This window comes from Verrucomicrobium spinosum DSM 4136 = JCM 18804 (assembly GCF_000172155.1).
Taxonomy (GTDB): Bacteria; Verrucomicrobiota; Verrucomicrobiia; order Verrucomicrobiales; family Verrucomicrobiaceae; genus Verrucomicrobium; species Verrucomicrobium spinosum.
In genome coordinates this window covers 5,525,576-5,545,141 of record NZ_ABIZ01000001.1, presented here as the reverse complement: position 1 = coordinate 5,545,141, position 19,566 = coordinate 5,525,576, and the positions used below count along the sequence as shown (strand labels likewise).

Genomic DNA, 19,566 nt, shown 5'->3' with positions numbered 1-19,566 from the left:
CATGCACCGTCTTCCCCGCCGATCCTCCCTGGTCACGCAGACCGTAGAGGTATTGCGGGAGGCCATCCTCGCAGGGGAGTGGGTGGGGGTGCTGCCCGGGGAGCATGAACTGGCCCAACGACTGCAGGTGAGCCGGGTGACGCTACGGGCCGCGTTGACGGAACTGGAGCAGGATCATTGGTTGAAAGGAGGGCAGGGGCGGCGCCGGGAGATTGTGGCCTCAGCGGGGAGGGGGGCTGGTCAGCCGACGAGCCTGCGGGCGGTCGTGATGGTGTCTGCTGTGCCTGCCCATCAGCTTCCTGCGGCCGCTGTGCTGTGGATGGACAAACTGCGCGAGCATCTGGCAGATGGGGGCTGGCTGCTGGAGTTCCAAGAATGCGCCGCGGCTTACCGGAGGCAGCCTGGGGTGGCGCTGGAGGCCCTCCGCGCCCGGCTCCGCCCAGCCGCCTGGGTGCTGTACCGATCCACCCTGGAAATGCAGCGTTGGTTTGCGGAGCGTCGTCTTCCTGCGGTGGTGGCGGGATCCCTGCATCCCGAGATAAAACTGGCGTCTGTGGATGTGGACTTTGCCGCATGCTGCCGGCATGCCGCAGGGCGTCTGCTGGCGGCAGGACACCAGCGCCTGGCGATTGTCCGGCCAGATACCAAAATTGCCGGGGATCTGGAAAGCGTGGTGGGTTTCGAGCAGGGGGCGGGAGGTCCAGTGATCACGGTGCTGCATCAAGGCACCGTGGAGAGTGTGCTGATGGGGCTGGAGCGAGCCTTCAGTGCACGAAACCGGCCCACCGGTCTGTTTGTTTTTCACGTGCCTCATCTGCTGACGGTGCTGGGCTGGCTGCATCAGCGCGGCCTGAGCGTGCCCCAGGAGATCGCCGTGGTCTGCCGGGATCATGATCCACTGCTGGAGCACATGATCCCGGTGCCGACCTGCTATGCGCCCAATGTGGATCTGTTCGCCCGCAAGCTCTCACGGTTGGTGACGGCTCATCTGGAGGGGCAGGCGTCGGCTCCCAGGACGGTGCGGATCATGCCGACATTTTTGAAAGGCGGAACCCTGAAAATATAGGCGGCCTGTCTGGGGAAAAGACAAGTGGTTCCCGCTGGGAGAGAGGCGTGCGTGTTTTATGTTGCGGGCTCAAATCGCGCCCGAATGACACCGTCACATCCTCTCCATGGCCTGGTGGTAGCCAGCCACACCCCATTTCACCCGGATGGCAGCCTGAATCTGGGTGCCGTGGAGCTACAGGCGGCCCACTACCTCCGCACCGGCGTGGGTACGGTGTTTCTAGGTGGCACGACGGGGGAATGCAGCTCCCTGGCCTTGGATGAACGGCGGGCTCTGGCCCTGCGCTGGAGTGAGGTGGCAAAGGGGACCCCGCTTAAGCTGGTGGTGCACGTGGGGACCAACTGCATCGCCGATGCCCGCGAGCTGGCCGCTCAGGCGGAGACACTGGGGGCGGTGGCCATATCTGCGCTCGCGCCGTGCTACTTCAAGCCGCGTTCGCTGGAGGTGCTGATCGCCTGCTGCGCAGAGATTGCCGCTGCGGCACCTGCGACACCTTTTTACTACTATGATATCCCCTCCATGACCGGGGTGTCCTTCCCGATGGCGGACTTTCTCAAGCTGGCTCTTGAGCGCATTCCCACTTTGGCGGGCTTGAAATTCACCAATCCGGATCTCATGGCCTACCAGATATGCCTCCGGGCAGGGGAGGAGGGGTGGGATCTGCCTTTTGGCGTGGATGAGCACATGCTGGGCGCCCTGGCAATGGGGGCCAAGGGTGCGGTGGGAAGCGGGTTCAACTTTGCTGCGCCTGTCTATCTCCGGATGATCAATGCCTTCCGGGAGGGAGATTGTGAGGCGGCCCGCCTGGAGCAGTTTCGTGGCGTGCAATTGATTCAGCTCTTCGCTGGCCTGGGGTACATGGCCGCAGCGAAAGCTGCAATGGGCTTTCTTGGCGTTGACGTGGGCCCCGCACGGCTTCCCAACGCAAATCTGGGGGCTGCCCAGCAAAGGGCGTTGAGGGCAGAGCTTGAGAAGCTCGGCTTTTTTGACTGGGTGCGTGTCTGAGGCTGGAGCCGGAAGCTCGGCTTATCGTGGAACTGCGGGGATGTGGTAGGGCAGCCCCTGCAGGTACAGGCTCAGGCGACGCTCCATCCTCTGACGGGTGGGGGCTGGCACATTGGGGTCAGCGAGCGCCTGTTGGGCGAACTTTTTCGCGTTCTCGAAATCACCTGCCTCGGCGTGCGCGGCTCCGAGCGTGTCGATGCAATCTGCGTTCTTCCAGCCGCTCAACTCACAGGCCTTGGTCGCTGCCTGGACGGCCTTGGCTCCATCTCTGAGATCGCTCTGGGGATGGGAGCCAAGCAGGCGGCCCAACCAGTTCCAGGTTTCCACATCTTCGGGAAGGAGAGAGGAAGCAGTGGTAAACTCCTTAAGTGCTTCGTCCCAGCGGCCCCGGTTGACGTAGGCGATCGCAAGGTTTTTGTGAGTCTGCCCGTCTTGGGGGGCCAGCTTGATGGCGGTGTCCAGATCGGCGAGGGCCTTTTCCGGCTGGCCCGCCTTGTCATAAGCGGCAGCGCGATTGTTGTAGGCGTGAACATTGTCCGGACGCAGGCGGATGATCTCTGAAAAGTCGGCGATGGCGTCCTTCAGGGAACCTTCTGCCACGCGCAGCATGGCGCGGTTGTTGAGAGCAGGGGTGTAGGCGGGGTCGATCTTGAGGGCTTGATTGTAGTCTGTTTGAGCGTCCTTGGTGCGGCCCAAGCTCGCGTAGTTGAAGCCGCGATTGTTGTAGGCCGGGGCGAAATTGGGCAGCAGATCGATGGCCTTGTTGAAGTCAGCTTGGGCTTCCTCACGTTTGCCGAGGCTGGCCTGCGTCAGTCCGCGATTGTTGTACGCGCCCGGGTTCTTGGGGTCCAGTTCAATGGAGGCATTGAAGTCTTCCAGGGCCTTCTCATACTGACCAAGATTCCGGCGCGCCTCCCCCCGACCGGCCAAAGCGTGGGCGTAACGGGGCTGGATCTTGAGGGCGTTGTCGAAATCTTGAAGAGCGAGGTCCCATTTTTGTTGTCCGTCGAAGAGATTCCCCCGGTTGTTTAAATAAATGGGGTCGCCGGGTTCAAGCTTGATGGCTTCGCTGTAGTCGAGAATGGCCCGGTCAATTTCGCGCAAACCTTTTCGTGCCTCAGCGCGAACGGCAAAAGCGGTGGCAGAGCTCGGATTGATTTTTAAAGCGGCGTCTGCATCCGCGATGGCTTTTTGCCAGGAGAGCTTTTCCACCCAGGCGAGAGCACGATTCTGCAGGACGATCGCTTCGAACCGGGAATCCAAGCCCTTGGCCAGGGCTGAGGTATAGTGGGTGATGGCGAGATCTGGATTGCCCTTGCGTTGAGCGTCAACGCCTTGAGTAATCAACTCACCTGCCGTCTGGGCGAGGCTGAGGCCAGCACAGGCAAGGAATGCGAGAGCGGAGTAACCGATGGGAAGCAGCTTCACGTGCTGGGAACTGATAAAGGTTGTGGGTGAAGGGAGCGAAAAAACTGACAAAGCTAGGCTGGTGGGGGATGATACGGGCTGCAAGGGCAAATAACCGTTCTCAAACCAGAAAAAAGATGCCGAAATCGAACTCAAAGGGGAGAAAACTCGAAAAAAGAGGTTGCGTGTTTTTGAAACCTCTGTAGCATCTGCGCTCCCACAATCCTAGTCCCGCCAACCGCGGGACGGTTTCAAGGCCCGCTTCGGCGGGTCTTCCTATCGGAAGCTGCTCCGGATAAGATGCGCACAATACAAGGGTGACGTGTCTTTCCGTATCGCGACTGATGGCGAACGTGAAAACTTCTTTGACATCGTATGCCCACCATCAACCAACTCGTGAGACATGGCCGCAAGGATAAAGCGGTCAAATCAAAGTCACCCGCGCTTGCGAACTGCCCCCAGCGTCGTGGTGTATGTCTGCAGGTGATGACCAGAACGCCCAAGAAGCCGAACTCGGCTTTGCGTAAGGTTGCCAAAGTGCGCTTGACCAACGGATTTGAGGTCATCGCCTATATCGGTGGTGAAGGGCACAACCTCCAGGAGCACTCTATCGTCCTCGTTCGCGGCGGCCGAGTAAAGGATTTGCCTGGTGTCCGTTACCACATCGTTCGCGGTACGCTGGACTGCCTTGGGGTGGACAAGCGCCGCCGTGGTCGCTCGAAGTACGGTGCCAAGCGTCCGAAGCCGGGTCAAGCCGCCGCCGCTGGCAAGGGCAAGAAGTAAGCCCGTCCTTTTTCTCTGCCTTTTTAATCTTTAGCAGCTAAATTACCATGTCCCGCAGGAAACGCGTTTTCGACAAGCCGGTCAGCAAAGACTCCCGCTATGACAGCGAGTTGGTCGCTCACCTCATCAGCAAAATCATGGTGGGTGGCAAGAAGTCCCTCGCCGAGCGCATTGTGTATGCCGCGATCGATGCCCTGAATGAGAACAGCGACGCAGTGGACCCGCTTGAGCTGGTGACCCGTGCGATCGAGAACGCCAAGCCCCGTGTGGAAGTTAAAGCCCGCCGCGTGGGCGGTGCGACCTACCAGGTGCCGCTTGAAGTGGCCCCGGCCCGGTCCGAAGCCATGGCGCTCCGCTGGATCGTCAACTTCGCCCGCTCCCGCAAAGGCACTCCGATGCACCGCGCCCTCGCCAACGAGCTGCGTGATGCTTCCACCAACCAGGGTAACGCCATCCGCAAGCGTGATGACGTGCACAAGCAAGCCCAGGCCAACCGCGCCTTCGCCCACTTCCGCTGGTAGTCGGTCCTGTTGTTTCCTCAGTACGCCGTTCGTCCTCTTCACCTGATCTTTGACTCATGTCCGCCAATCCGAATTCCCCCAACCGCGAGTACCCGCTTGAGCGGACCCGCAACATCGGCATCTGCGCCCATATTGATGCCGGCAAGACTACGCTGACTGAGCGTATCTTGTTCTACACCGGGATGATCCACAAGATCGGTGAGGTGCACGACGGTGCAGCCACCACGGACTGGATGGAGCAGGAAAAAGAGCGCGGCATCACGATCACCTCCGCCGCTGTGACCACCAAGTGGAAGCAGCTCCCCGGTAAGGACACGGTCAAACTGTTCGAAAATCAGGACATCCGCATCAACATCATCGACACCCCCGGCCACGTGGACTTCACGGCCGAGGTGGAGCGTTCCCTGCGTGTTCTTGACGGAGCCATCTTCGTGCTCTGCGGCGTGGCCGGTGTGCAGCCCCAGTCCGAGACGGTTTACCGTCAGGCTGAGAAGTATGGTGTGCCTCGCATCGCCTTCGTAAACAAGATGGACCGTACCGGTGCCAACTTCCAGCGCGTGGTGGAAGATGTGCGTACCAAGCTGGGTGCCAACGCCTGGCCGATCCTGATCCCGATTGGTGCTGAGGACAATCTCCGCGGCCAAATCGACGTGGTAAACAAGAAGGCCGTCATTTTCTCTGACGATGACAAGTTCGGCTCCACCTATGAGGTTCGTGAACTTGAAGGTGACCAGGTTGACCTTGCCAACCAGGCTTACGACGAACTGGTCGAAGAGCTTTGCAACGTGGACGATGAAATCGGCACGATGTTCCTCGAAGAGAAGCCGATCAGCGTCACGGATGTGAAGCAGGCTCTCCGCCGCGCCGTCATCGGACTCAAGATCATCCCGATGGCTGGTGGCTCCGCCTTCAAGAACAAAGGTGTTCAGTACCTTGTGGACGCCGTGGTTGATTATCTTCCCGGCCCGCTCGACATCCCGGCTGCCCAGGGGCAGAGCGCCGACGAAGATGCGGTCAAAATTGAAGCCCGCCCGGACGATGGCGAAAAATTCGTCTCCCTCGCTTTCAAACTCTGGAGCGACAAGTTCGTCGGCAAACTGGTGTTCTTCCGAGTTTACTCCGGCTGCGTTAAAAAAGGCGACGTTGTTTACAACCCCCGCACCCGCAAAACCGAGCGCGTGGGCCGCTTGATTCAGATTCAAGCCAACCAGCACAAGGACATCGACTGCTGTTATTCCGGTGACATCGCTGCCATGGTCGGCATCAAGAATGTTACGACGGGCGACACTCTCGCCGAAGATGATTACGACATTCTGCTTGAGCCCCCGTCGTTCCCAGAGCCGGTCATCTCCATGGCCGTGGAACCCAAGGCCAAAGGCGACCAGGAGAAAATGGCCATGGCCCTCCAGCGCCTTTCCGACGAGGACCCGACTTTCGTGGTCCGTACGGACGAAGAGACCGGTCAGACGATCATCGCTGGCATGGGTGAGCTTCACCTCGAAATTCTGCGCGATCGTATGCTGCGTGAGTTCAAGGTGGACACCAACGCCGGCGCTCCCCAAATCGCTTACCGTGAAACCCTCACCAAGGAAGCCGACGGCGAAGGCAAACTCGTCAAGCAGTCCGGTGGTCGTGGTCAATATGGCCACGTGATCCTCAAGGTGTTCCCTTCCGAGCGCGGCAAGGGCATCACGGTGGAAAACAAGGTGGTCGGCGGCACGATTCCAAAGGAATACATCAACGCCTGTAAATCTGGCGTGAATGAAGCCATGCACAATGGCATCATTGCTGGCTACGAAGTGGTGGACATTCACGTGGACATTCTGGACGGATCCAGCCACGAAGTGGACTCCAACGAAAACGCCTTCAAAATGGCGGCCATCTTCGCCGTCAAAGACGCTCTGAAGAAGGCCAAGTGTATCATGATGGAGCCCATCATGGCAGTCGAGGCTACCACTCCTGAGGAGTATCAGGGTGACATCATGGGTGACATCAACCGCCGACGCGGTCGTATCACCGCGATCGACAGCCGCAACAATATGAGCATCGTGAAGGCCGAAGTGCCGCTGGCTGAAATGTTCGGCTACAGCACGACGATTCGCACGCTCTCCAGCGGTCGCGCATCCTACTCGATGCAGCCGTCCCATTTCGACCAGGTGCCGCAACAGATCGTGGACCAGATCGTTGAGCAGCGCGGTGGCAAGAAGGCCTAATTAACAACCAATATTTCAACCAGCGGGAGTACCCATCATGCAAAGCCAACGCATCAGAATCCGCCTGCGCGCCTATGACTATCGCGTCCTGGACAAGTCCACGGCCGAGATCGTCGAGACCGCCAAGCGCACCGGCGCCAAAGTCGCGGGACCTATCCCTCTTCCGACGCGCATTGAGAAGTTCAACGTGAACCGCTCACCGCACGTGGACAAGAAGTCGTCCGAACATTTCGAAATCCGCACGCACAAGCGCTTGCTGGACATCGTTGACCCGACCGCCCGCACCGTGGACGAGCTCAAGAAGCTCAACCTCCCGTCCGGCGTGGACATCACCATTCGCATCTAAGTCACACCTGAGGATTACCATCCATGAGCATCGGATTGATTGGCAAAAAAGTGGGGATGACCCAGGTTTACCTCAAGGACGGCAGCGCCGTCGCTGTGACGGTGATTGACGTGGCCGGCAACCAGGTTGTCCAGGTCAAGAACGCAGACAAGGACGGCTATACCGCCGTGCAAGTTGGCTATAGCGAAAAGAAGGAAAATCGCTGCTCCAAACCGGAGCTCGAGCACTTCAAGAAGCACAACGCCACGGCCAAGTATGTGGTTCGCGAGTTTCGCACGGAAGGGGAGGCACCAGAAGCCGGTTCCACCCTCGGTGCAGACAAATTTGCTGACGGTGAGTATGTCGATGTGATCGGCACCACCAAGGGCAAGGGTTTCTCCGGCGTTGTGAAGCGTTACAACTTCAAGGGCCAGCCCGCATCGCACGGTTCCATGATGCACCGCCGGACTGGTTCCATCGGTTGCCGTCTGACCCCAGGGCGTGTTTGGAAGAACCAGAAGATGCCCGGGCGTCATGGTTTCGACCGTCGCACGACGCAAAATCTCAAAGTGGTCCAGAGCCGTGCCGAAGACGGCGTGCTCCTGATCGCGGGCGCCGTTCCCGGACCGAATGGCAGCTATGTCATCGTCCGTCCTGCTATCAAGAAGCAGACCAAGAAGTAATTTGAAAGGAGTGCAGTCATCATGGCATCGAATGTATTAACGATCGACGCGGCCAAGCAGGCCAACGTGCAAGTGGTGGAGGGCCGCAAGGGTGCCCACGCATTGCATGACACCATCATCGCCTACCGCGCCAACCGCCGCCAGGGTAACGCCTCCACGAAGTCGCGCAATGAAGTTGCCGGCAGTGGCAAAAAGCTCTGGAAGCAGAAGGGAACAGGCCGCGCTCGTATGGGCAGCGCCCGCTCCCCGATCTGGAGTGGTGGTGGCGTGGTCTGGGGTCCCAAGCCCCGCGACTACTCCAAGAAGATTCCCCGTCAGGTGAAGACGCTTGCTTTCCGCACGGCGCTCACTTCCCGGATCAACGACGGAGATGTGCTGGTCACGGCTGACTTCCAGGTTTCCGATGGCAAGACCAAGAGCTTTGTCGCCGCCATCGCTGGCCTGACCGACGCCCGCAAGGTGTTGGTGCTCGCTGACAGCTTTGACGAACTGACATTCCGCAGCGGTCGCAACGTCCAGAACGTGCAGCTTATGGCCGCCACCGACGTGAATGCCGAGCACCTGCTCGCTTACGACAAGATCATCATCTCGGGCGCTGCCCTTGAAACCATCGCCCGGAGGACTGCCTAACATGAAAGACCTTTATCAAGTTATCAAGACCATCCGGTTGAGCGAAAAGGCCACCGTTCTTGGCGAAACTCTCAATGAGTACGTCTTCAACGTGGATCCCCGCGCCAACAAGCTTGAGATCAAGCAGGCTGTTGAGAAGATCTTTGGCAAAACGGTCGTCGGCGTCCGCACGATGAACTACGCCGGCAAGAAGAAGCGCGAACGTCGCGCCGACTTTGGCCGCACCAATCACTGGAAGAAAGCCGTCGTCCGGCTCAAAGACGGCGAGAAGATTGAACTCGCCTAGCCGACGGCCCGAGCAACCGCCAACCTATTTTTAAACCCAGCGTTATGGCTCTTACTACTTACAAGCCCAACACGCCCTCGAACCGCTACAAGCAGTGGCCTGGTTTTGAGGAAATCACCAAGAGCACCCCGGAGCCGAATCTCACGGTGGCCCTCCGCAAGAGCGGTGGTCGCAACAACACCGGACGCATCACGTGCCGCCACATTGGTGGTGGTCACAAGCGTCGGTACCGGCTCATTGATTTCAAGCGCTCCCGTCGTGACGACGTCGCCACCGTGGTTGGCATCGAATACGATCCGAACCGCTCCGCCCGCATCGCCCTCATCCAATTCGCCGACGGCCAGAAGAGCTATATCCTTGCTCCTGCCAAACTCGAAGTGGGTGCCAAGGTTGTCGCCGGTGAAAAAGCGGCTCCGGAAGTGGGCAATGCTCTTCCTCTGAGCAAAATTCCTCTTGGTACGCAGATTCACAACATCGAGATCACGCCGAACAAAGGTGGCCAGATTGCCCGCTCCGCTGGCCAGGCAGCCATCCTTTCCAACCGTGAAGGTGACTTCGCCCTCGTGCGTCTTCCCTCCGGTGAGATTCGCAAGATCCTTGCGGTGTGTTTTGCAACCATCGGTCAGGTGGGCAACGTGGAACACATGAACGTGGTCAGCGGCAAAGCCGGCCGTACTCGCTGGCAGGGTGTTCGCCCGACCGTTCGCGGTATGTGCATGAACCCCATCGACCACCCGAACGGTGGTGGTGAAGGTCGCTCCAAGTCCGGTGGTGGTCGCCAGCACCTGCTCAGCCCCTGGGGTCATGCGAAGGGTCAGAAGACCCGCAAAAAGCGCAAGTACTCCAACCGTCTCATCGTGCAGGGCCGCAAAGGCAAGTAACTGCAACTTAGAAACTTACTGATTCAGCCCTCCTCTTACCATGGGACGCTCACTTAAAAAAGGACCTTTCGTCAACCAGAAACTCCTCTGGAAGATTGACCAGCTCAATGAGACCGGCGCGAAGCGCCCTATCAAGACCTGGGCCCGCAGCTCCATGATCACGCCTGACTTTGTTGGTCACACCTTTCTGGTGCACAACGGCAAGGACTTCGTGAGCGTGTATGTTTCGGAAAACATGGTTGGTCACCGCCTGGGTGAATTCTCACCCACCCGTACCTTCAAAGGTCACGGTGCGCACACCGCCAAGGTTTCCAAGTAACCGGTCAGTCCGACTCCTGGTCCTCTCCGATCCCGACTTTCAGACGCCTCATGCAGTTTCGAGCCCCCATACTGAACCTCGCTGCCGCACCACTTCTGGTGGTGTTGGCGGGCGCTGGCCAGGCTCCGGGGCAGTCGAGAGAGGCTCTGGAGATCCGGGAGGCCCGTGCCACCCTTCAGGTCTCCGCCACCCAGATCGCCGATCTGGAGGCGCGCCTGACGAAAGCGAAAGATCAGATCAACTCCTTGTCTGAGAGCCTTGCGGCTGCAAACGGGGAAAGCCAGCAGGTGCGCGAAGCTTATGAAAAGCTGCGCGTGCAGATGGAGGGCCTCGGTATTGCCGCACTCGACGCCACGGATGCCGTGCTTCGTGAGCGGATGCTGACCGCCCTGAGTGATCTGCGACTTCTCGAAACCCAAAAACGGGCGCTTCAGGGCGCCCTCACCGGTCTATCAGAGGCTGCATCGGGCGTTGTCAGCTCGAATGTGAATCTGGCACCGGAAGCCAAGATAAACCTGACAGAGAAACTGGCCGCGGCAGATCGTGCGCTGGCTTCTCTCAAGGATCAAGGCGAAACAGCGGTAGCCGACCTTCAGAACGCCCGAGTGGTGAGCTTGAAGGATGATTTGGGCATCGCCATTCTCAACGTGGGCTCCAGGCACGGCGTGCATCCTGGGATGCCCTTCTCTCTTTATCGTCAGGACAAACCCATCGCCCGCGCCGTGGTGGTGGATGTCCGCAGCGGCATCTGCGGCGCAGTTGTTCAAGAGCTGATCAACAAGGCAGAACCTGTGAAAGTCGGCGACACCGGTAAGGTGGAAGCAATGAAAGGTTAACACGAAGCAACGTCATGGAAGTAAAATCCGTCCTCAAATACGCGAGAATCTCCGACCAGAAAGCCCGGGAAGTGGCCCGTGCCATTCAGGGGATGCCGGTTTCTCAGGCACTCAGCGTGTTGAACTTCACCCCGAAGAAAGCCGCTCTCCTCATTGGCAAAGCCCTGCGTTCCGCAGTGGCCAATGCTGAAAACAACCACGAGATGGATGCGGACGAACTTTTCGTCAAAAGCGCCACGGCCACCAAGGGTCCGGTGCTGAAGCGAATCATGCCCCGCGCCCGCGGTTCCGCCGGCGGCATCAAAAAGCGCATGAGCCACATCACTCTCATCCTCGCCGCCAAAGAAGCGGAGGCGGAGAAGAAGCCGAAGGCAGCGAAAGCCGCCAAGGCCGAGGCCAAGTAACCGCCCGTCCGAACCACCAACGAATCACAAAGCTATGGGTCAGAAAGTTCATCCAATCGGTTTCCGCCTCGCCGTCACCAAAGACTGGCGCTCCAAGTGGTACGCTCCGGAAAAAGAGTTTGCCGACTTCCTTCACGCCGACCTGGCAATTCGCAGCTACCTCAAGGGCAAGCTGTCCTCCGCCGCTCTCGCCAAGATTGTGATTGAGCGTGCGTGGAACCTCGTCCGTGTGACGCTTCACACCGCCCGTCCGGGTCTGGTGATTGGTCGCAAAGGCCAGGAAATCGAAGTGATGAGCGTCGAGATTTCCAAGATGTGCGGCGGCAAGCAGGTCAAGATCGACATCATCGAGATCAAGCAGCCTGAGCTGGATGCCCAGCTGGTAGCGGAGACTGTGGCGACTCAACTTGAGCGTCGTATTTCCTTCCGTCGTGCCATGAAGCGTGCTGTGCAGACCGCCATGGACATGGGTGCCGACGGCATTCGTATCCGTTGCGCCGGTCGTCTCGGTGGTGCTGACATCGCCCGTGCTGAGCAATACCGTCAGGGCAAGGTGCCTCTTCAGAGCCTTCGTATCCCGATCGACTACGGCTTCACCGAAGCTCGTACCGTTTACGGAATCATCGGCGTGAAGTGCTGGTTGAACCGCAAGCCAGAAGTGGAAGGCGCTCCCCAGGCCGAGCGTCGCAACGACCGTGAGCGCCGCCCGCGTGGTGATCGCGGTGACCGTGGCGGGGACCGCCGTGGTGGCGGTGGCGGTGGAGACCGTCGTGGTGGTGGTGGCGGTGACCGTGGCGGTGAGCGCCAGTCCGCACCTGCACCTGCGCCAGCACCGGCTCCTGAGCAGGCCTAATCCGGCAGGACCGAGTTTACAAGACTAACGATCAGCAACCCTTTGGAGGAATTTAGTTATGGCAATGTTGCCCAGCAGAGTTAAGCATCGCAAGACCCACCGCGGAAGCCGCGCCGGGAATGCGACCGTAGGAAACAAGGTCAGCTACGGCGAGTTCGGTCTTCAGACCCTTGAGCGCGCCTGGATCAAGAACACGCAAATCGAAGCCTGCCGTGTGGCGATCACCCGCCATCTCAAGCGCAAAGGCTCCGTGTACATCCGTATTTTCCCGCACAAGCCCGTGACCGCTCGTCCGCCGGAAACCCGAATGGGTAAAGGTAAGGGGGCACCGGAGTTCTGGGTGGCAGTGGTTTACCCCGGCACGATGCTCTTCGAAGTGGCTGGTGTGAGCGAGGCTCTTGCCCGTGACGCCTGCCGCCTGGCAGCAAACAAACTTGGGGTTCGCACGCGCTTCGTAACGCGTCAGGCGATGCACTAACCGTTGACCATTAGAGATAGCGCAGGAAGCGACGATATGAAGATCAAAGAACTTCGCGAATTGACCAACGAGGAAGTCGGCGGAAAGCGCCGCGAACTCAAGCAGGACGCGCTCAACATGCGTGTCCAGCAGGCCAGCGGCCAACTGGAGAACCCCTCCCGTCTCAAGCAGGCACGTCGCGACGTGGCTCGGATGGAGACCATCCTGTCTGAGCGCCGTCTGAACCTGACCGTTGGCAAGAAGTCAACGGACGCCGCCCCGGCTGCAAAGCCCAAGGCAGCAAAGAAAGCGGCGGCCAAGAAGGCCCCTGCCACGAAATCCGCGAAGAAAGCCGCGGAGTAACCAAATTAAAGGGAGACCCTGAAAGATGAGCGAAGTGACCGCTAACGAAACCGCCGCAACCAAGGCACCAGTCCGCAAGACCCGCGTGGGTGAGGTTGTGTCCAACAAGATGTCCAAGACGATCGTGGTGGAGGTGGAGCGCCGCGTGCCTCACCCCCAGTTCAAGAAGATCGTCCGCATGACCTCCAAGTTCTACGCCCACGATGAGGAAGGCACGGCCAAGGTTGGCGACAAGGTGCGCATCGAGGAGACCCGTCCGCTGAGCAAGCTCAAGCGCTGGAAGCTGGTCGAAGTTCTGGCCCACTAAGCGGCGCAGGGCATTCCCGTCGAATCAGGTAACTTTACCAACCCAAGGAGGATCAGCTTATGTTGCAGATGGAATCCGAAATCGCGATCGCCGACAATACTGGCGCGCGTATGGCCGAGATGATTGGCGTCATCGGCAAGAAGAACAAGCGCACAGCCGGGGTGGGGGACATCATCACCGCCCACGTCCGTGTCTCAACCCCCACCGCCCAGGTGAAGAAGGGTGAAGTGGTCAGGGCCGTTGTGGTCCGCACCGCCGCCCCGATCCGCCGCAATGATGGCTCGATCCTGCGCTTCGACAAGAACGCGATCGTCATCATTGACAAGGACAACAACCCCCGCGGCACCCGCATCTTTGGCCCAGTGGCCCGTGAACTGCGCGACCGCAACTTCATGAAAATCGTTTCCCTCGCACCCGAAGTGCTATGAGCAGAATCAAAACACACGTCAATAAAGGCGACCTTGTGGAGGTCACCAGCGGGGCCCACAAGGGATCCCAGGGCAATGTTCTTCAGGTCGTTGCCAAGAAGAATCAGGTCCTCGTCGAGGGCGTGCGCATGATCAAGAAAGCTGTCCGTCCTTCGCAGGACAAGCCCCAGGGCGGCATTATCGAGCGCGAAGGCCCAATTCACATTTCGAATGTGAAACTTGTTGAAAAGAAGAAATAACCAGGCAATTTGCCAGCCCCGTATTCGCGGCCTCACTGTGGGGTCGCGGGGTGTGAAACCAACCAGGGTGTCATTATCATGCAGCCAGAATTGTTAACGCTATACAAGGAAAAAGTCATCGCGCATCTGCACAAGGAGCTCGGCCTGACGAACATTCATCAGGTGCCGAAACTTGAAAAGATTGTCATCAACTGCTGCGTCGGCAAAGAAGCCGACCGCAAACAGGCAGTCGAAGACGCGGTGAAGGAAATCGTCCTGATCACCGGTCAGAAGCCGATTGTGACCTTCAGCAAGAAGGCAATCGCCAACTTCAAGCTGCGCGCCGGTGAGGCTATCGGAGTTAAAGTGACTCTCCGCGGCGTGAAGATGTATGACTTCATGATGCGCCTGGTGCGCACCGCGATTCCGCGCATTCGTGACTTCCGTGGGATCTCTGGCCGCGCCTTTGACGGTCGGGGTAACTACACGCTCGGCATCGCCGACCAGTCCATTTTCCCTGAGATCGAGCTCGACAAGATCAAGCGCTCCCTGGGCTTTGACGTCACCTTTGTGACTGACGCCAGCAATGACGACCATGCCCGTGAGCTGCTTCGCTGCCTCGGCATGCCCTTCCGCGCGAAAGGCGGCAACAAGGCGGATACCCCTGACATGGCGGCTGCCTAATCAATTATTTCAAGACCCAGGCCAATAAAATGAGCGTTCTGACCGACCCCATTTCCGACTTCCTCACCCGCATCAAGAATGCGAGCCGCGCTGCCAAGGAAGGTGCAAGCGCGCCGTACTCCAAGATCAAGGCGGAAGTCGCCCGTATCCTTCAGGAAGAAGGCTACATCTGGTCCTACGAGGTGCAGCCGAATGACGGCAAGCCCCAGATCCAGGTGAAACTCAAGTACCAGGGCAAGACTCCTGCCATCACTGATGTGAAGCGTGTGAGCAAGCCCGGTCTGCGCCACTATGTGGGTGTGGACGATGTCCCCCGCGTTCTGGGTGGCTTGGGTATCACCATTCTCTCCACACCCAAGGGTGTGATGACGGGCGCGAAAGCGCGCAAAGCAAATGTCGGCGGCGAGCTGCTGGCAAAAGTCTGGTAAGTGAGGAGGAACTGAATCATGTCACGAGTAGGTAAACAACCCATCGCACTTCCGGACAAAGTCAGCGTCAAGATCGCTGGCAACAACGTGCACGTCGAGGGCCCCAAGGGCAAGCTTGACTACGTTCTCCCCGAAGGCATCACTCTTCAACAGGACGGCCAGTCTCTGGCTGTGACCCGCGCTTCTGAAGACCGCCGCGTGCGTGCCCTCCATGGCACGGCCCAGCGTCTGATCAGCAACATGGTCCACGGTGTGAGCACTGGCTTCAAAAAGGACCTCGAAATCCAGGGCGTGGGCTTCCGTGCCGCCGTCAAGGGTTCCAATCTGGACTTGAGCCTCGGTTATTCCCACCCGCTGCTTCACCCCATTCCCCAGGGCCTCAAGGTTACGGTGAATGAGAACACGAAGATCAGCGTGGAAGGCATCGACAAGCAGGTCGTCGGCCAGTTCGCCGCTGACGTCCGCGGCTACTACCCGCCGGAGCCTTACAAGGGCAAGGGTGTGCGTTATGTGGGCGAACACGTCCGCCGCAAGGAAGGCAAGAGCGTCAAGTAACCCATTTCGCAGAGACACATCATGGCTACCATCAAACGCAAAGCGATCCGGCGCCTCGTTCATGCCCGTATTCGCAAGACCCTTCGGGGGACGGCCGAGCGCCCCCGTCTCGCGGTTCATTTCTCCAATCAACGCGTGTACGCCCAGCTCATCAATGATGACGAGGGCAAGACGATTGTGTCGGCTTCGACGATCGAAGCGGCGCTTGCTTCCAAAGCCGCCAACGTGGCCAACGCCACCAAGGTGGGTGAGGCGATCGCTGAACGCGCTCTTGAGAAGAACATCACGAGCGTGGTGTTCGACCGCGGCGGTTTCTTCTTTCACGGCAAAGTCAAAGCGCTGGCTGATGCCGCGCGCGCCAAGGGTCTTCAGTTCTAATCATCACTCGCAACACTATGGCAACGTTTAACAGGAACCCCCGGGGCGGCAATCAGCGTCAGGAATCCGAGTCCCGTTCCGACATGTCCGAGAAGGTGGTTTTCATCAACCGCTGCGCCAAGGTCGTGAAGGGTGGTCGTCGCTTCAGCTTCAGCGCCCTCGTGGTGGCTGGCGATCTCCAGGGCAAAGTAGGCTTCGGCTTCGGCAAAGCCAACGAGGTGTCCGACGCAATCAAGAAGGCGACGGAATCTTCCCGCAAGGATCTCGTGAAGGTCAACATTCTCAACGCCACCATCCCGCACGAAGTGATGGGTGAACATGGCGGTGGCCGCGTACTGCTCAAGCCCGCCTCCCCTGGTACGGGCATCATCGCCGGTGGCGGTGTGCGTGCAGTGTGTGAAGCGGCTGGCATCAAGGACGTCCTTGCGAAGTCCTTTGGCTCCAGCAACCACGCCAACGTGGTGAAGGCAACCCTGGCGGCTCTTGCTGCTCTGCGCCTTCCTGATGAAATCCTCAAGATGCGCGGCAAGAAAGTGGCTGAGAAAGCTGCTCTCTAAGGTCCGCCCGGCAACCTATACCCTTAGATTAAGACTATGAGACTGCACAACCTTAAACCCCAGCCCGGGGCCAAGCACCGCCGCAAGCGTGTTGGCTGCGGTGAGAGCTCGGGTCACGGCAAGACTTCAGGCCGTGGACACAAGGGGCAGAAAGCACGCTCCGGCGGCGCGATTCGCCCTGGCTTTGAAGGTGGCCAGATGCCCCTTCACCGTCGGCTTCCCAAGAAGGGTTTCAACAACACCCAGTTCCGTGACATCACGGAAGTGGTCAATGTCGGTGACCTTGATGGCCGTTTCGACGACGGCGCAGTGGTGAACCAGCAGTCCCTTCGTGATGTGGGTCTGGTGAAGCGCCGTTGCGACGTGGTGAAGATTCTCGGCGACGGCGTTGTGGAGCGTAAACTGACCGTCCAGGTGGACAAGATCAGTGCCTCCGCCAAAGAGAAGATTGAAAAGGCTGGCGGCACGGTAACTCTGACCGCATAAACCTTGCCTTGCGGCCAGGTTACATCAATGTTCTTCGCGAGCGGCTCAGCTTTGTCCTGAGTCGCTTGCTATTTTAAGACACGACCTCACATCATGATCTCCGCTTTCGTCAACATCTTCAAAATACCGGATCTGCGCCAACGCATCCTCTACACACTGGCCATGATCGTCATTGTGCGCATCGGCTATGCGATCACGCTGCCGGGTGTGAATCCCCACGTGCTACAGGCGTGGATTGACAGCAAGGCAGAGGCGTCTGCCTCACCCTTTGCTGCAGCTGCGGCTTTGTTGAATGTGTTCAGCGGTGGCGGTCTGGAGCGCTGTGCGATTTTTGCCTTGGGGATCATGCCCTACATCAGCGCCAGCATCATGATGCAGCTGCTGACCGCGGTCGTGCCTAGCATCAGCAAGCTCTCCCGTGAGGACGGTGGACGCCAGAAGATCAACCAGTGGACTCGGTTTGCCACGGTTGGTCTTTGTGTGTTCCAGGGCTATCTGCTTGCTGTCTCACTCAAGAACCCGGGACAAAACATCTTCCTGCACGGTCTTGAGGAGATCATGGGCAAGTATGGCCCATTGGTGCCTGACTATGGATTCTGGAGCTTTGTGATTCCAGCTGTGTTTGCCATGACGGCGGGCAGCTTGTTCATCATGTGGCTCGGCGAACAAATCACTGAACGCGGCATCGGCAACGGTGTGTCGCTTCTGATCTGTATCAACATTGTGGCTGAACTCCCTGGCGCCCTGGTGCGTGTGTGGAAGACCTACATCGGTCGCGAAGGTGCCGGTGCCATGGATGCACTGACATTGCTGGGGCTCATCACTCTCCTCATCGTCGTGATCGCAGGCATCATCGCCCTCACGCAGGCCCAGCGCCGCATTCCGATCCAGTACGCCAAGCGCGTGGTGGGCCGCAAAGTGTACGGCGGGCAGACTCAGTACATGCCGCTCAAGGTGAACTATGCAGGCGTGATGCCCATCATCTTTGCCCAGGCGATCGTGCTCTTCCCCTCCCAGATCATCAGCTTCCTTTTCCCGGATGTCGCCAGTGTGCGCCAGTGGGCGGAATGGCTGACCAGCGGTACTCCTTATGTGGTCATCTCCACGTCTCTGATCTTCTTCTTCAGCTACTTCTGGGTGGCGACGATGTTCCAGCCAAACCAGATTGCGGAAGATCTCAAGAAGAGCGGTGGCTATATTCCCGGAGTTCGCCCTGGGAAGCCGACGGCTGATTTCATGGATTTCACCATGAGCCGCCTCACTTTCGCCGGTGCCTTGTTCCTGACCCTGATCTACGTTTTCCCGATGCTGCTGCAAAAGCAGGTCAACCTGGATCCTCGCGTGAGCCAGTTCTTCGGTGGTACGAGCATCCTGATCCTTGTGGGTGTGGTGCTCGACATGATGCGCCAAGTAGAAACCCACTTGCTGCAACGCCACTACGACGGTTTCCTCCGCAAGGGCAAGATTCGCGGTCGTTTCGACCGTCCGGGTCAGTCCGGTGGTATCGCCGCCAATCCGAAACTGGTGGTGATGCTTTGGACCGTTATCGCGGTAATTGCCCTGATTGGGGTATCGTTCGCGATCTTCCACGGCAAATAACTTTTGCCAAATTGATTGCGCCCCGCAGATTCTGCGGGGCGCATTTGTTTATAGACATCGCATTGCAATGGCACTTTCGTTTGACCGTATTCCCACCCGACATGGCAAAGCCCTGGACGGTATTCGCGCTGCATGTGGCCTGGCGCGTGACATTCTTCTGAAGACGGCCGCCTTGGTCGAGCCCGGCATGACTACTGCCGAGTTGGACAAGTTCGTCGCTGCCGAGATCAAGGCCCAAGGGGCGGTGAGCGCCTTCTACAAATACAAAGGTGCGGGTGGACCCTTCCCAGCCTATGCCTGCATTGGTCTGAATGATGTGGTGGTCCATGGGATCGGCAACAACGTTCCGATCAAGCCGGGCGACATCGTTAAGATTGATGTCGGCATCATCAAGGACGGCTGGGTCGGGGACAATGCTCTGACAGTGCCGGTTCCTCCGATTGCACCGGATGTGCAGAAGTTGCTCTCCGCCACGGAAGATGCGCTTGAAGTGGCCATCGACTGGGCGCGCGACGGCTTGATGTTGGGTGACCTGTGTCACTCGGTTGAGAACTATGTGCGGCGTTTTGGTTTCTCGGTGGTCCGGGAGTTCGTGGGGCATGGCGTTGGACGCAAACTTCACGAAGAACCTCAGGTGCCGAACTATGGCGTGAAGGGCGCTCGTCCTCGGCTCCGCACCGGGATGACGTTGGCAATTGAGCCTATGATCAACATGGGTGCCGAGCAGACAAAGATCTTGAGCGACGGCTGGACGGTGCTGACGATGGACAACAAGCCCAGCGCTCATTATGAGCACGTGGTCTTGATCACCGATGGGGAGCCCGAGGTGCTGACAGCGCGGCCGCGATTGAATCCGCGTCTGACGACTCCGCTTAATCGCACGGTCGCCTGAGG

General features: G+C 58.9%; 28 protein-coding genes. 27 read left to right on the top strand and 1 reads right to left on the bottom strand.

The features are described 5' to 3' along the window. Window position 1 precedes the first annotated feature (1 nt). Together VSP_RS22620 and VSP_RS22615 are read left to right on the top strand one after the other, a co-directional pair. On the top strand, window positions 2-1,066 hold the full coding sequence (locus VSP_RS22620) for a substrate-binding domain-containing protein (RefSeq protein ID WP_009963546.1): 1,065 nt from the start codon (window positions 2-4) through the stop codon (window positions 1,064-1,066). An 84-nt stretch (window positions 1,067-1,150) separates the two neighbouring features. Beyond that, entirely contained in the window at window positions 1,151-2,071 is a 921-nt protein-coding gene (locus VSP_RS22615; RefSeq protein WP_009963545.1) for a dihydrodipicolinate synthase family protein, read from the top strand. A gap of 21 nt (window positions 2,072-2,092) precedes the next feature. On the opposite strand, the gene VSP_RS22610 is transcribed toward VSP_RS22615, so the two are convergent. Continuing rightward, window positions 2,093-3,499, bottom strand: a complete 1,407-nt coding sequence (locus tag VSP_RS22610) for a tetratricopeptide repeat protein (RefSeq protein ID WP_009963543.1) — start codon at window positions 3,497-3,499, stop codon at window positions 2,093-2,095. Between the two features lie 354 nt (window positions 3,500-3,853). On the opposite strand from VSP_RS22610, the gene rpsL reads away from it, so the two are divergent. The 25 genes from rpsL to map all read left to right on the top strand — a co-directional run bounded on the left by rpsL (window position 3,854) and on the right by map (window position 19,564). Then, window positions 3,854-4,261: a 30S ribosomal protein S12 gene (gene rpsL, locus VSP_RS22605; protein ID WP_009963542.1), complete on the top strand. Its 408-nt coding sequence runs from the start codon at window positions 3,854-3,856 to the stop codon at window positions 4,259-4,261. Window positions 4,262-4,308: 47 nt separating this feature from the next. After that, window positions 4,309-4,782 (top strand): 30S ribosomal protein S7, encoded by a 474-nt coding sequence (gene rpsG / locus VSP_RS22600; RefSeq protein ID WP_009963541.1) that lies wholly within the window; start codon window positions 4,309-4,311, stop codon window positions 4,780-4,782. Window positions 4,783-4,838: 56 nt separating this feature from the next. Further along, window positions 4,839-6,995: an elongation factor G gene (gene fusA, locus VSP_RS22595; RefSeq protein ID WP_009963540.1), complete on the top strand. Its 2,157-nt coding sequence runs from the start codon at window positions 4,839-4,841 to the stop codon at window positions 6,993-6,995. Window positions 6,996-7,032: 37 nt separating this feature from the next. After that, complete coding sequence (gene rpsJ / locus VSP_RS22590) at window positions 7,033-7,341, top strand: 30S ribosomal protein S10 (protein ID WP_009963539.1); 309 nt, start codon at window positions 7,033-7,035, stop codon at window positions 7,339-7,341. 23 nt (window positions 7,342-7,364) lie between these two features. Further along, window positions 7,365-8,003 (top strand): 50S ribosomal protein L3, encoded by a 639-nt coding sequence (gene rplC, locus VSP_RS22585; RefSeq protein WP_009963538.1) that lies wholly within the window; start codon window positions 7,365-7,367, stop codon window positions 8,001-8,003. Window positions 8,004-8,024: 21 nt separating this feature from the next. Beyond that, window positions 8,025-8,633, top strand: coding sequence for a 50S ribosomal protein L4 (gene rplD, locus VSP_RS22580; protein ID WP_009963537.1), 609 nt, complete (start codon window positions 8,025-8,027; stop codon window positions 8,631-8,633). 1 nt (window position 8,634) lies between these two features. After that, the gene (gene rplW, locus VSP_RS22575) at window positions 8,635-8,919 is read left to right on the top strand and encodes a 50S ribosomal protein L23 (protein WP_009963536.1); all 285 of its coding nucleotides are present in this window, start codon (window positions 8,635-8,637) and stop codon (window positions 8,917-8,919) included. Window positions 8,920-8,963: 44 nt separating this feature from the next. Further along, the gene (gene rplB, locus VSP_RS22570) at window positions 8,964-9,800 is read left to right on the top strand and encodes a 50S ribosomal protein L2 (protein ID WP_009963534.1); all 837 of its coding nucleotides are present in this window, start codon (window positions 8,964-8,966) and stop codon (window positions 9,798-9,800) included. A gap of 40 nt (window positions 9,801-9,840) precedes the next feature. Beyond that, window positions 9,841-10,119, top strand: coding sequence for a 30S ribosomal protein S19 (gene rpsS, locus VSP_RS22565; protein ID WP_009963533.1), 279 nt, complete (start codon window positions 9,841-9,843; stop codon window positions 10,117-10,119). A 50-nt stretch (window positions 10,120-10,169) separates the two neighbouring features. Beyond that, window positions 10,170-10,955: a hypothetical protein gene (locus tag VSP_RS22560; RefSeq protein ID WP_009963532.1), complete on the top strand. Its 786-nt coding sequence runs from the start codon at window positions 10,170-10,172 to the stop codon at window positions 10,953-10,955. 14 nt (window positions 10,956-10,969) lie between these two features. Next, complete coding sequence (rplV, locus tag VSP_RS22555) at window positions 10,970-11,359, top strand: 50S ribosomal protein L22 (protein ID WP_009963531.1); 390 nt, start codon at window positions 10,970-10,972, stop codon at window positions 11,357-11,359. Window positions 11,360-11,393: 34 nt separating this feature from the next. Then, a complete protein-coding gene (gene rpsC / locus VSP_RS22550) occupies window positions 11,394-12,212 on the top strand; it encodes a 30S ribosomal protein S3 (protein ID WP_009963530.1) in 819 nt (272 codons plus the stop codon). A gap of 58 nt (window positions 12,213-12,270) precedes the next feature. Then, window positions 12,271-12,690, top strand: a complete 420-nt coding sequence (gene rplP, locus VSP_RS22545) for a 50S ribosomal protein L16 (protein WP_029190678.1) — start codon at window positions 12,271-12,273, stop codon at window positions 12,688-12,690. A 36-nt stretch (window positions 12,691-12,726) separates the two neighbouring features. Next, a complete protein-coding gene (gene rpmC, locus VSP_RS44005) occupies window positions 12,727-13,032 on the top strand; it encodes a 50S ribosomal protein L29 (protein ID WP_009963526.1) in 306 nt (101 codons plus the stop codon). Window positions 13,033-13,057: 25 nt separating this feature from the next. Continuing rightward, the gene (rpsQ, locus tag VSP_RS22535) at window positions 13,058-13,339 is read left to right on the top strand and encodes a 30S ribosomal protein S17 (RefSeq protein ID WP_009963524.1); all 282 of its coding nucleotides are present in this window, start codon (window positions 13,058-13,060) and stop codon (window positions 13,337-13,339) included. A 59-nt stretch (window positions 13,340-13,398) separates the two neighbouring features. Beyond that, window positions 13,399-13,767 (top strand): 50S ribosomal protein L14, encoded by a 369-nt coding sequence (gene rplN, locus VSP_RS22530; protein WP_029190677.1) that lies wholly within the window; start codon window positions 13,399-13,401, stop codon window positions 13,765-13,767. Beyond that, window positions 13,764-14,006 carry a 50S ribosomal protein L24 gene (gene rplX, locus VSP_RS22525; RefSeq protein WP_009963521.1) on the top strand — a complete coding sequence of 81 codons (243 nt, stop codon included), beginning with the start codon at window positions 13,764-13,766 and terminating at the stop codon, window positions 14,004-14,006. Before rplN ends, rplX begins: the two co-directional genes overlap by 4 nt. 78 nt (window positions 14,007-14,084) lie before the next feature. Continuing rightward, window positions 14,085-14,669 (top strand): 50S ribosomal protein L5, encoded by a 585-nt coding sequence (gene rplE / locus VSP_RS22520; RefSeq protein WP_009963520.1) that lies wholly within the window; start codon window positions 14,085-14,087, stop codon window positions 14,667-14,669. A gap of 29 nt (window positions 14,670-14,698) precedes the next feature. Next, window positions 14,699-15,097 (top strand): 30S ribosomal protein S8, encoded by a 399-nt coding sequence (gene rpsH, locus VSP_RS22515; protein ID WP_009963518.1) that lies wholly within the window; start codon window positions 14,699-14,701, stop codon window positions 15,095-15,097. 18 nt (window positions 15,098-15,115) lie between these two features. Continuing rightward, on the top strand, window positions 15,116-15,652 hold the full coding sequence (gene rplF / locus VSP_RS22510; protein WP_009963517.1) for a 50S ribosomal protein L6: 537 nt from the start codon (window positions 15,116-15,118) through the stop codon (window positions 15,650-15,652). A gap of 21 nt (window positions 15,653-15,673) precedes the next feature. Further along, a complete protein-coding gene (rplR, locus tag VSP_RS22505) occupies window positions 15,674-16,030 on the top strand; it encodes a 50S ribosomal protein L18 (RefSeq protein ID WP_009963516.1) in 357 nt (118 codons plus the stop codon). A gap of 17 nt (window positions 16,031-16,047) precedes the next feature. Next, a complete protein-coding gene (gene rpsE, locus VSP_RS22500) occupies window positions 16,048-16,587 on the top strand; it encodes a 30S ribosomal protein S5 (RefSeq protein ID WP_009963515.1) in 540 nt (179 codons plus the stop codon). A gap of 36 nt (window positions 16,588-16,623) precedes the next feature. After that, the gene (gene rplO / locus VSP_RS22495) at window positions 16,624-17,073 is read left to right on the top strand and encodes a 50S ribosomal protein L15 (RefSeq protein WP_009963514.1); all 450 of its coding nucleotides are present in this window, start codon (window positions 16,624-16,626) and stop codon (window positions 17,071-17,073) included. A 93-nt stretch (window positions 17,074-17,166) separates the two neighbouring features. Next, complete coding sequence (gene secY / locus VSP_RS22490) at window positions 17,167-18,672, top strand: preprotein translocase subunit SecY (RefSeq protein ID WP_009963513.1); 1,506 nt, start codon at window positions 17,167-17,169, stop codon at window positions 18,670-18,672. A 67-nt stretch (window positions 18,673-18,739) separates the two neighbouring features. Beyond that, the gene (gene map, locus VSP_RS22485) at window positions 18,740-19,564 is read left to right on the top strand and encodes a type I methionyl aminopeptidase (protein WP_009963512.1); all 825 of its coding nucleotides are present in this window, start codon (window positions 18,740-18,742) and stop codon (window positions 19,562-19,564) included. Window positions 19,565-19,566: the final 2 nt, after the last annotated feature.